The 10,747-nt window shown below is 46.2% G+C and carries 11 protein-coding genes; 3 read left to right on the forward strand and 8 right to left on the reverse strand.

Annotated elements, in window-relative coordinates; genetic code table 11:
- The first annotated feature begins 11 nt into the window (after positions 1-11).
- Genes HW45_RS08045 through HW45_RS08055 form a run of 3 tightly spaced genes read left to right on the forward strand, consistent with a single transcriptional unit; the run spans position 12 to position 2,084 of the window.
- Positions 12-890, forward strand: a complete 879-nt coding sequence (locus tag HW45_RS08045; protein ID WP_038226142.1) for an amidohydrolase family protein — start codon at positions 12-14, stop codon at positions 888-890.
- A 1-nt stretch (position 891) separates the two neighbouring features.
- Positions 892-1,242 (forward strand): protocatechuate 4,5-dioxygenase subunit alpha, encoded by a 351-nt coding sequence (locus tag HW45_RS08050; RefSeq protein WP_038226145.1) that lies wholly within the window; start codon positions 892-894, stop codon positions 1,240-1,242.
- Positions 1,243-1,244: 2 nt separating this feature from the next.
- A complete protein-coding gene (locus HW45_RS08055; RefSeq protein WP_038226147.1) occupies positions 1,245-2,084 on the forward strand; it encodes a class III extradiol dioxygenase family protein in 840 nt (279 codons plus the stop codon).
- Positions 2,085-2,149: 65 nt separating this feature from the next.
- On the opposite strand, the gene HW45_RS29295 is transcribed toward HW45_RS08055, so the two are convergent.
- The 8 genes from HW45_RS29295 to HW45_RS08095 all read right to left on the reverse strand — a co-directional run bounded on the left by HW45_RS29295 (position 2,150) and on the right by HW45_RS08095 (position 10,657).
- Positions 2,150-2,347: a hypothetical protein gene (locus HW45_RS29295; RefSeq protein ID WP_152559649.1), complete on the reverse strand. Its 198-nt coding sequence runs from the start codon at positions 2,345-2,347 to the stop codon at positions 2,150-2,152.
- A 128-nt stretch (positions 2,348-2,475) separates the two neighbouring features.
- Positions 2,476-4,410, reverse strand: a complete 1,935-nt coding sequence (locus tag HW45_RS08065; RefSeq protein ID WP_051867905.1) for a TRAP transporter permease — start codon at positions 4,408-4,410, stop codon at positions 2,476-2,478.
- Positions 4,411-4,421: 11 nt separating this feature from the next.
- Positions 4,422-5,360 (reverse strand): TAXI family TRAP transporter solute-binding subunit, encoded by a 939-nt coding sequence (locus tag HW45_RS08070; RefSeq protein ID WP_038226152.1) that lies wholly within the window; start codon positions 5,358-5,360, stop codon positions 4,422-4,424.
- A 246-nt stretch (positions 5,361-5,606) separates the two neighbouring features.
- The gene (locus tag HW45_RS08075) at positions 5,607-6,338 is read right to left on the reverse strand and encodes a PIG-L deacetylase family protein (protein WP_038226154.1); all 732 of its coding nucleotides are present in this window, start codon (positions 6,336-6,338) and stop codon (positions 5,607-5,609) included.
- A gap of 64 nt (positions 6,339-6,402) precedes the next feature.
- Positions 6,403-7,407, reverse strand: a complete 1,005-nt coding sequence (locus HW45_RS08080) for an aldo/keto reductase (protein ID WP_038227677.1) — start codon at positions 7,405-7,407, stop codon at positions 6,403-6,405.
- 10 nt (positions 7,408-7,417) lie between these two features.
- Complete coding sequence (locus tag HW45_RS08085; protein ID WP_038226156.1) at positions 7,418-8,371, reverse strand: Gfo/Idh/MocA family oxidoreductase; 954 nt, start codon at positions 8,369-8,371, stop codon at positions 7,418-7,420.
- A gap of 63 nt (positions 8,372-8,434) precedes the next feature.
- Complete coding sequence (locus HW45_RS08090) at positions 8,435-9,319, reverse strand: DUF1932 domain-containing protein (RefSeq protein WP_038226159.1); 885 nt, start codon at positions 9,317-9,319, stop codon at positions 8,435-8,437.
- A gap of 120 nt (positions 9,320-9,439) precedes the next feature.
- Positions 9,440-10,657 carry a LysR family transcriptional regulator gene (locus HW45_RS08095; RefSeq protein WP_038226161.1) on the reverse strand — a complete coding sequence of 406 codons (1,218 nt, stop codon included), beginning with the start codon at positions 10,655-10,657 and terminating at the stop codon, positions 9,440-9,442.
- Between the last annotated feature and the right edge of the window lie 90 nt (positions 10,658-10,747).

Consider the following 10,747-nt stretch of genomic DNA (forward strand, 5'->3'; position numbering starts at 1 on the left):
AAGGAAGAAAAATGGACGCTGATTACTTACCATTCCACCCTAATCCAAGCCAACCTAAATTTGTCGTACCTGAAGGTGCCGTGGACGCTCACTGTCATGTGTTTGGTCCTGCTTCAAAGTTTCCCTACTCACCTGCCCGCAAGTACACGCCTTGTGATGCATCAAAAGAGCAGCTGTTTGCGTTACGTGATTTTCTCGGATTCAGCCGTAACGTTATTGTACAAGCTTCTTGTCACAGCACGGACAATCGAGCTTTGGTTGATGCGCTTGAAACCGCAGGCGAGCTCGCGCGTGGCATCGCCTTTGTTGATGAGACAATTACCGAACAAGAGCTCTCTGAAATGGACAAAGCAGGTGTTCGCGGAGTGCGTTTTAACTTTGTGAAGCGCTTGGTGGATACCGTGCCAGTCGAAAAACTAAGAGCTATTGCCGATAAAATTCGCCCGTTAGGTTGGCACGTGGTTGTCTACTTTGAGTCGCAAGACATTGACGATGTCATTCCATTCCTTGAAGAGCTCAACATGACCGTAGTGATCGACCACATGGGCCGCCCTAATGTCGAAAAAGGTATCGATAGCCCGGAGTTTGGAAAGTTTATCTCTTTGATGGAGCGCAATCCAAACATCTGGTGCAAAGTAAGTTGTCCTGAGCGGCTTACACTCACTCCACCAGACTATTCGGATGTTGTGCCATTTGCTAAGACTCTGGTTGATTTATTTCCAAGCCGAGTGCTTTGGGGGACGGATTGGCCTCACCCTAATATGAAGTCACATACGCCAGATGATGGTCACTTGGTGGATGTGATCCCTCAAATTGCAACGACTGCAGAGCAGCAACAGATGCTGTTAGTAACTAATCCAATGAAACTCTACTGGCCGGAGAGTATGTAACATGACTTACTTAAATAATAAACCTATCCCTGGTACTACGATGTTTGACGGCAAGATGGCACGCAAAGGCTACGGCCTAAATAAGATGTGTCATTCGCTCAACGAGCAGTGTGGTCGTGACGAATTCACTGCTAATGAGATGGCCTACTGCGACAAATATGGCTTAACAGAAGCTCAGAAAACAGCGATTCAGCAGCGTGATGTCTTAGGGCTTATCCGCGAAGGTGGCAGTATTTACTACCTGGCAAAATTCGTCGGAATGTTAGGCCTAAACATGCAAGACATTGGTGCGTTACAGACGGGCATGACAGTAGAAGAATTCAAACAAATGTTAGTAGAGGCGGGGAAATAATTATGGCAAAAGTTGTTGGCGGTATTACTACTTCTCACATTCCTTCAATTGGTAAAGCTATTGAGAACAATCTACAGCAGACGGACTATTGGAAGCCACTGTTTGATGCCTACCCACCTATCCATCATTGGCTTGATGAGGTTAAGCCGGATGTAGCCGTTGTTTTCTACAATGATCATGGATTGGAATTTTTCTTGGATAAAAAGCCGACATTTGCGATCGGTGCTGCTCCTTCTTATAAAAATGCCGATGAAGGTTGGGGCATTCCGACTATTCCTGAAATCAAAGGCGACCCAGAGCTTTCCTGGCATATCTGTAACCAGTTGGTGGAAGATGAATTCGACATTACGATTTGCCAGGAAATGAAGGTAGACCATGGGTTAACGGTTCCGATGCAGCTTATGTGGCCGAACTTTAGCTATGGTCATATGAAGGTGATTCCTGTTTGCATCAACGTTGAGCAACATCCAATGCCATCGCCGAAACGTTGTTTTGACTTCGGTCAGTCGATAGGTAAAGCGATCGAAAGTTATGACCAAAACCTTAAGGTGGTGGTACTTGGTACGGGAGGGTTGTCGCATCAACTTGATGGCGAACGCGCTGGCTTTATTAACAAAGAGTTTGATCTTTATTGTATGGAAAAACTCATTGATGATCCGGAAACACTGACCAAACTGTCGATTTATGATCTGGTGGAGCAAGGCGGTGCACAGGGTGCGGAATTCATTATGTGGTTAGGCATGAGAGGCGCACTAACGGGTGAGTTAAATGTTCTTAAAAGTAGCTATCACGCGCCTATTTCAAATACGGGTGCAGGTACCATGCTGATTGAGAACAATTAGGCATAAACGTCTAACCGCTCTCTTTTTTGAAACCTCAAGCAGTGATGCTTGAGGTTTTTTAGTATCTAGGGAAAGTGACGGCTCTGGAGACGCTCTGATACTGCATCAATCGAATAAGAGGTTTTAGCGTAGCGTACGCTATCGGTAGAGTCTTTTGCGAACAACCCAGTTACTAAGGATGCTGCGAAATACAAGAGTGTTGGATGAGCGTCAGAGCTAGAACCGGGGCCAAAGCCATGAAGAGAAGAGACTTGATTAGCCATGGTGTTGGCGCATTTAACGACGCAAAAAAGGCCAGCCGATTTAACGACTGGCCTAACATGTTTTTTAGGTTCTGGGTTCTAGGTTCTAGCTCAGGAAAAAGGCTTTCCATTGCCTTAGATGTTAGTGTCTAAACAGCGTGAGCCACTTGCTCCTTGGCTTTAGCGCTTACAAGGAAACAAAGCGCGACAAACAAAATGAAGCCCAACGCTCTGGTTAACACTATCGGCGTACTAAAGTTAGTTGCAGCCTCTGGCCAAGCGATAAAAATCGCAGCAGCGATAAAGCCGCTTCGCTTCATCCATGTCAATGGAACGCCTAACCAACCAGAGAAACCAATACTCATGGATATTGTTGCCAGTGTCGCTAGAGAAATGGCCACAACAATACTCAAACCATCACCGATCAGTAACACGCCTGGCATGGTGACAAATAAGAATGGAATGAGTAATTTTACAAACCCTAAGCGCATTGATTCGATGGCTGTCTCATTAGCGTTTGCTCCTGATATCGTGGCTGCGGCATACGCTGCGAGTGCAACTGGCGGCGTAATTGCCGACACCAAACCAAAATAGAAAATGAACATGTGAGCGGAAATCGTTTCCATGCCCAGCTGTGTCATTGCTGGCGCCACGAGAACGGCCAGCAGAAGGTAGGCCGCTGAGGTTGGCAGTCCCATTCCAAGAACAAAAGAAGCGAGTGCTGTTAACAGCAACACCGTCCATAGGCTGCCGTCACCAACGTCAATGATGAGGCCAGAAATCATCAGACCCATGCCCGTTAAGTTCAAAATACCAATCACAATACCCGCAGAGGCAACAGCCGCTACGATAGGCAGTGTATTGACCAAGGTGTCCTTACAGGAATCAATCAGATCGGCCCAGTTAACACGAGTCTCTGGCTGCCATGGACTAATAACCAGGCCGGCAATAATACCCATGACCGCAGCTTGGGTCGGTGACTGTCCGGAGATCATCAGACCCACTAGGACGGCCAGAGGCAATAGCAGGTAAATCTTAGTCTGCAGGGTCGTTTTAAGTAGTGCCCAGCCCGCCTCAGAGTCGGGTTTAAGGCCTAATCGGCCTGCTTCTAAGCGCACTGAAATCATTAGTGCGAGTAGATATAGTAGTGCAGGAACTAAGGCAGCCAGTGCGATTTCTGCGTAAGGAACACCGATCATTTCTGCCATTAAGAAAGCAGCAGCCCCCATGACAGGTGGCATAATCTGTCCTGCTGACGAGGCAGCGGCTTCTATCGCGCCTGCTAATTTCGGGCTGTAGCCAACACGCTTCATTAGAGGGATAGTGAATGTACCCGTGGTGACCACATTTGCTACCGCACTGCCATTGAGAGAACCAAGCAAGGCGCTCGATAGCGCTGCGGATAATCCAGGTCCACCCTGAACGCGTCCTGTTAATCCTCTAGCGATATCAACAAATACGGCTCCGGTTCCTATCTTCGTGAGTATGGTTCCAAATAAACCGAACAAGAAAATGTACTCTACGGCGACCCCCATAGGCACACCATAAACACCTTCCGTTGAAAGAAGCAGTGTTGATGTTAAGCGGTGCAGGTCATAGCCACCGTGTCCGTACTCACCTGGAATTAAGTCACCAAAATAAACATAAGCAAAAGCAGTGGCCATTAAAATGATCAGAGCTCGGCCAACAGCCAGCCTTACAAATACAAAAATGACCAAGATGAGCGCGAGGAATACCCAAATGTCTTCAGAAACGGACATCGCACCACGCATGATGATGTCGATATAAGAGTTCCATAAGTAGGGACCGGGAATTAACGCGATGAGGGACAGCAAGTAGAGACCAGTTCGTAGCAACACTGACTGTGTTTGGGAGGCGTAGAAAACCATGGCCGCACAAGCGACTAAAGAGAAAAATGATGAACGTAAAAGTAGGGCAGTGATGCCCCCGTAATAGGCGCCGTAAAGAACAAGACCAGCCGTCGCAACGGCTAATACACTGAACAAAATAGATACGACAAGTTGCTCCTTCCGACCTAAGGACTCAGATGGAAGAAGCAGACTTGAGAAAGAGGTCTGCTTCATAGAGAGTTCCTTTAGTTGGCTTTAGACTCGTCGAAGTATTGTTTTGCACCCGGGTGCAATTCGATAGGGGTCGTTGGAGCAGTTTCTAATTGGATATTTTTAGCTTGGGGATGCACTTGAACCAGTTCATCCAAGTTAGAGAAAATTGCATTGGTTATGCTGTAGATTTGATTTTGGTCTACTTTACTACTGGTGAACAAAATCGCTGGGTCATTAATGACCGTAACTGGCTCTGCAATATCAGAGTAAACCCCTGGCTGCAATTGAGCGACTTGATAGAAAGGATACTTTTCGACCATGCTTTGGAGCTTCTCTTCATCGGCGGAAAGTAGCTTCATATCTACTTGAGAGTTTAAATCGATGAGAGAAGAGGTTGGCGCACCGGCTAAAACAACTGTGGCATCAACTTGTCCACTAACAAGCGCTTTTACGCCCTCTGTGTATGATAAAAAGCGTGGGGTTATCTGTTTGAAGACGCCATACTCTTCAAGCAAACGCTGCGTGATAACGGCAGCATTACTGCCCGGAGGACCCACACTCACACGTTTACCCTTCAAGTCGTCAAACGAATTAATCTCTTTGCCTTCGATGGTAGCCACCTGTAAAACCGCGGGATAAAGATAGGCGACACTTGCAACATCTAAGGCACCTGTTCTTTCAAACGGTCCCTGTCCATTTTTAGCTTCAAACAGTGTGGAAGAAGAAGAGAAGCCGATCGTCATTTGGCCAGCAGCGACTCTGTGGTTATTTTCGACAGATGCGCCAGTCACTTCTGCGCGAGCGGTTGTATCGTCAACATGTTTATTTACCGTTTCTGCGATACCCGCACCGATAACGTAAAACAGACCGCCAGTACCGCCAGTACCAATTGAAATGCGTTCGGCAGCAAGTGACGCGGTGGAAGTCATTGCAGCAGTGAGCAGTGCTGCAATTAGGATGTTCTTTTTCATGTTTGTCTCGTCCCTGGAGTTGTAATTTTATAGTCGTGGCGAGTGTAAGTTGACCAGTCTAATCATATAGTGATCGTGTTACTTACAGTCGTTTTAAGCTTGTTATTTGTAATTTAGCCCTTATACAAATGGCGATTTTGTGATCGTTGCACTATTGCCTCAACCATGAGGCAATAGAGATATGCGTGCGGTTTTATTGCTATTGTTTTGAGTGTTTTAATGCACTCATGCACGCATTAATGTGCGTTACAACGAGTCGACACATTGCGGGAAGATAGCCTGAAAACCTTCTGCATGTTGACAACTTCTACCACCGGCTTGTCCGCCAGAATTTCTTCTAAAGTGATTGCCACGATTTTCAGCAAGGTTTTCATAAAATGTCCATAGATGTTCCTGACCTTGCATGCATTCGATGGCTGCTTTTTTGCTTTCCCAAACTTCAGAGATGTCTAAGAAGGTGTTAGGTTTCCATTCCATTTGCTCACTCTGGTGTGGTTCGAATAGGTAAACCTGTGGTGCACCAAGTACTTTTTCACCAGGGTTATGGCCCCATGCTTGAGCGATCATTCGACATTGAAGAACGATCTCAGTGGCGTACATGTGGTCGGTGTTGTAAGGGTCCCATTTAGAGTGCGTCATGATGAACTCAGGTTGAACTTCACGAATTAGATCGACGATTTGGTATTTGCCTTCTTTGTCGATTTCAAGCGGGTAGTCCCCGAAGTCGAAAAAACGGATGTCTTTAACGCCCAGAGCGGCGGCAGCGGCTGTCGCTTCTTGATGACGGATGCGCTTAACATCTTCAATCGTCATTCCCTCTTGCTTCCATAGCTTTGCTGACTCGCCACGCTCGCCATAAGAAAGACAAGCGATGGTCACTTCATAGCCGAGTTTTTGATGCAGGGCGATGGCCCCGCCACAGCGCCATACGAAATCGGCAGAATGGGCACTGATTACTAAAGCTGTTTTCTTTGTCATGTTGTTAATCCTTCACTTTCTTTACCGCTCTTTTTTGAGCTTGTCTTCATTGTTTGGTTTGAGGCTAATACTCTTCAGTATCAATCTCGGTTTGTGTCTGAGTGTTGTACCTGCCACCGATAAACGCCGTTTGCGGCACAGTGCGTTCAATCTGATCTAATAGCGAGCTTGAGATTGAATATTGCTGAGCATTCCAGTTGTCTTCTAAGTGCTTGATGCTGGTGGTGCCGGGCAATGCAATCGAGTTGGGTGCTTTTGCGAGTGTCCAAGCCAATGCAAATTGCGCCAATGTTGGGGATGGCAGAGACGTATTTTCTTCGGCAAACATTGGAAGCAGGGAAGCAAACCTATCGACTGTCGCTAAGTTAGTGCTGAAGTGATCGTCATCGAAGCGAGGCATAGCATTACGAATATCGCCTGCGACAAATTGATTGCTTTGCAATTCACCACTGAGAATGCCACGTCCGACAGGGCCGAATGAAACAAACGCACTGCCAAGCTCACGACATTTATCAATCACAGCGATTTCAGCATTTCTCGACCATAGAGAATATTCCGATTGCACTGCTGCAATAGGATGGATGCCATGCGCTTTTTCGAGTGTATTTGCCGACACTTCAGATAAGCCAATGTGTTTAATCTTACCTTCGTCGAAGAGCCTTGAGAGCTCGCCCACACTGTCTTCTATCGGAACGGATTTGTCCCAACGATGCAGGTAATAAAGGTCGATCACATCGGTTTTTAATCGACGAAGTGCTTGCTCACAAGTCTGGCGAAGTGTTTCAGGGCGACCATCTATGGTGCGTTTACCATTAGCTCCTTTGAACATGCCGCACTTGCTCGAAAGCAAATACTCATTGCGGCGATGTCCCACCGCTTTAGCTAGTAGTTGCTCGTTGTCTCCGAACCCATACAGCGCAGCGGTATCTAGCATGTTGTAACCGAGATCTAGTGCCTGGTTGAGAAGCTCAATACCGTGCTTCTCAGTCGGTGGTGTCCCATAGGCGTGGGACAGGTTCATACAACCTAGTGCCACTGGAGCTAACGTAGTTTCACCAATCTTTCGCATTGCGTTGTCCCTACTGTTCTTGCAGTTGTTGTTCAAGTTCATGCAGGGTTTCCATCGCTGGTAAGCAGCTTGCAACGCTGGAATTAGGTTCGCGACCCGTGCGGATAGCGTCGATAAACTCTCTATCGATCAGTTCGATACCATTATTTGAAACAGCAACGCCTTCAAGCGAGATAGGGTTCTCATTGCCATCAAATAAGTCATCATAACGGGCAATATAGGTTCCCTCATCGCAGATATAACGGAAGAAGGTGCCAAACGGTCCATCATTGTTGAATGACAAAGACAGTGTACACAGCGCACCTGATGGGGTTTTCATTCCAATACTCATGTCCATGGCAATGTTAAGTTCAGGATGAATCGGTCCTTGCATTGCTTGGATTTTGGAGGCTTTTTGACCCGTTTGATATTGGAAAAGATCGACGGTATGGCAAGCGTGGTGCCAAAGTAGGTGATCCGTCCACGTTCTCGGCTCTCCCTTCGCATTGGTATTGGTGCGGCGGAAGAAATAGGTTTGAACGTCCATTTGCTGAATATTCAGCTCACCCGCGGCTATTTTGTTGTGTATCCACTGATGGCTAGGGTTGAAGCGGCGTGTGTGTCCAGCCATGGCAACGACACCGGTTTTCTTTTGTGTTGCAACGACTTTATAGCTGTCCTCGATATTGTCAGCCATTGGGATTTCAACCAAAACGTGTTTGCCTGCTTCCATACACTGTATCGCTTGTTCAGCGTGCATTTGTGTTGGCGTCGCAAGGATTACAGCTTGGAAGTCGTCGGACTTCAGCGCTTGTTCGAGAGAACTGAAGCCTTGTGCGGCTTGATATTGCTCGGTAATAAGTTGATCAAGTTTGTCCTGCTCGGGAGCCACCAAAGCGGTTACATTGACGTCTTCGATATTACGTAAAGCTTCGAGGTGTTTTTGACCAAAAGCGCCTGTTGCGCCCACGACACACACGTTCATAATCATTCCTTTTGTATTCAAGCGATATAGGGTTTGGATTGGTAATATTTTTGCACTCGCGAGTTAATTTGGCGCGTGCAAGTGTTTGATTATTTCGTCTGACAGTTCTTCCAAGGGCAGTTGCTGCTCTTCTATGGGCATAGCGCCCAACATCTGATGCCAGTTCATGGCACCCGTCACCATAGAGTGGTCTATCTTGAGATCCTTCAGTAATGCTTCGACTTCTTTAAGCTCAGAATGTCGTCGCTCTCCGTGATTGAGCATTCTTTCCATGTGGTAGCGACTTAGCTTAGCCAGTGGCAGATCAGGGTAGGTGTCGCTTAAGGACTTAAGTACTTGTTTTTCTACTCCCGACTTGCGTGCAGCAACAAGACATTCGGTAGTGAGCGCCTCAAAGCCTTTGACGAGTATTGAGCGCAGCATTTTAATGCTTGATGCATCTCCAACCCTCTCTGAGATGACTTGCGTCTTAAACCCCAAACTGGTGAGGTAACTGGCGGCTTGTTTGGCTTTAGGACCTGAAAGGTTAACCGGAATCGCTGGAGCGCTGTGAAGTACAGGCGCCATGATAGCGACATCAACATAGTTTGAACCTTGTTGTTCTGTTAGCCTGGCAAGCTCCTTTTTTGTTTGTGGAGAGCAAGAGTTGCAGTCCAAAACCAGCTGCTTGTGACCCAGCGACGGGATGATATCTTTTATCGCTGTTTCAGCCTGGTCTGCTGTTACAAGAGAAAACACGACTTGCGCGCCACGAATAGCCTCTTGCGCTCTGAATGTACCTTGGACGCCATAATCGATATATTCGAGAAGTTTTGTTTCCCTAGTTAAGGAACTATTTGTTTTTATATCAAATGCATTCATTATTTCTGGAGCTTTATTGTTCCAAGCGGAAATAAAAGATTTCGCCGCTTCACCAAAGCCAATAAATGCAATTCTTGTGACCCTCACTATAACCACCTTGTCGTCTTTAATTATTTTTGGTTACAGCAAAACAGTACCATTGGCCATTCGGTATGGATAATCAATTAAAGAGTAAGGGTATTCAATTTTGAAAAAAAAGCGGTCGAATTAGACCGCCATTTTGACGCCGTTTGTTCTTAATAATTGCAAGAAATGTTTTTGTACAGAGGTAGCAAACCAGTTCTTGCGAACGGTTAAACCAATAGGTCGGGACTGATCGTCACCTTCAAAAGGTAGGGCAGTTAGGTGTCCTTCTCTGAGTTCTCGTTGAATTTGATGCTGAGAAAGTAACGTCAACCGATCACTGCCCAATAGCAGCTCTTTTACCAGCATCTGTGAGCTGGCTTCGACCAGTCGACTTGGCACTTCGATATCAGCTTTAGTGAAAAGATCTTCAAACATCTTTCGAGTTGGTGTTGCTTTTGATGACACAACCCAACTGGATTGTTGCAGATCCTCTAAGCTGATATGGTCTTTTTGTGTAAGAGGGTGGTCTACTCGGCAAAGTACGGTGTTTTTGGATTCAAATAATGTTTCTTGGCGGATGTCAGTGCTTGGTATGGGAAAGCGCAATGCACCCACGAGAATGTCGATCTCGCCATACTTTAAATGGTTGAGAAGATCTTTATAGGGGCCATCAACAACGTGTATTTGGCAGTCTGGGTAAGCTAAGGAGAATTCATTAATAGTGCTAGGTAGTAGGCCAGTTCGAGCAAGAGGTAGGCAGCCGACAGTGATAGTACTACTGTGACGATTACTTAACAGATCAACCTCATCAAGTCCTTGTTTTATCTCTACAAAAGCGAGTTTACTCGCTTTGTTCAAAACCGATCCAGCTTTGGAGAGTGTGACGCCGGTACTGGTTTTTTCAAACAGTGTGAAACCGAGAAGATGTTCAAGATCTTTCGATGCTCGGTAGACAGATGATTGTGATACTTCCAGTATTCGACTGGCCTCAGTAAAACTCTGTCCATTTGCCACAGCGATCAGTGCTTTTAATTGGGTTGTCGTGATATTGAAGAGGTAGCGTTGCACACTGCTCTTTCGTTGTTTAGTGGCGACCTTGAGTGCGTTAGCAATGCCCTGGCTTATGTTCTCTAATGCTCGGTCAATTCGAAATGCGAACGCTTTTCCTTGTTCTGTTGGTGTCATGCCGTCGCTGGTGCGTTCGAACAATTCACTATTGATGTTTTTTTCAAGTTTGGAGATGGCCTGAGTTATCGCTGGCTGAGAAAGAAATACTGAGTCAGATGCTTTACTAATACTTCCCGTCTGGACGACTTCTGAGATAGCTCGCAGGTGACGTAAGTTTGGGATGTTTAGCATGCAATCTCCTTAGGTAAGTAATTTGATGTAGATAAATGCTGATAAAGAATATTGAAAGAACCAGTAAACATAAGAATGATATATAGATAC

The organism is Vibrio sp. ER1A (genome assembly GCF_000733315.1).
Classification (GTDB): Bacteria; Pseudomonadota; Gammaproteobacteria; order Enterobacterales; family Vibrionaceae; genus Vibrio; species Vibrio mediterranei.

Bases quoted from the DNA above. Each gene is read 5' to 3' on its own strand.
- HW45_RS08045 (WP_038226142.1), top strand. From the start codon at position 12: ATGGACGCTGATTACTTACCATTCCACCCTAATCCAAGCCAACCTAAA.
- HW45_RS08050 (WP_038226145.1), top strand. From the start codon at position 892: ATGACTTACTTAAATAATAAACCTATCCCTGGTACTACGATGTTTGAC.
- HW45_RS08055 (WP_038226147.1), top strand. From the start codon at position 1,245: ATGGCAAAAGTTGTTGGCGGTATTACTACTTCTCACATTCCTTCAATT.
- HW45_RS29295 (WP_152559649.1), bottom strand. From the start codon at position 2,347: ATGGCTAATCAAGTCTCTTCTCTTCATGGCTTTGGCCCCGGTTCTAGC.
- HW45_RS08065 (WP_051867905.1), bottom strand. From the start codon at position 4,410: ATGAAGCAGACCTCTTTCTCAAGTCTGCTTCTTCCATCTGAGTCCTTA.
- HW45_RS08070 (WP_038226152.1), bottom strand. From the start codon at position 5,360: ATGAAAAAGAACATCCTAATTGCAGCACTGCTCACTGCTGCAATGACT.
- HW45_RS08075 (WP_038226154.1), bottom strand. From the start codon at position 6,338: ATGACAAAGAAAACAGCTTTAGTAATCAGTGCCCATTCTGCCGATTTC.
- HW45_RS08080 (WP_038227677.1), bottom strand. From the start codon at position 7,407: ATGCGAAAGATTGGTGAAACTACGTTAGCTCCAGTGGCACTAGGTTGT.
- HW45_RS08085 (WP_038226156.1), bottom strand. From the start codon at position 8,371: ATGAACGTGTGTGTCGTGGGCGCAACAGGCGCTTTTGGTCAAAAACAC.
- HW45_RS08095 (WP_038226161.1), bottom strand. From the start codon at position 10,657: ATGCTAAACATCCCAAACTTACGTCACCTGCGAGCTATCTCAGAAGTC.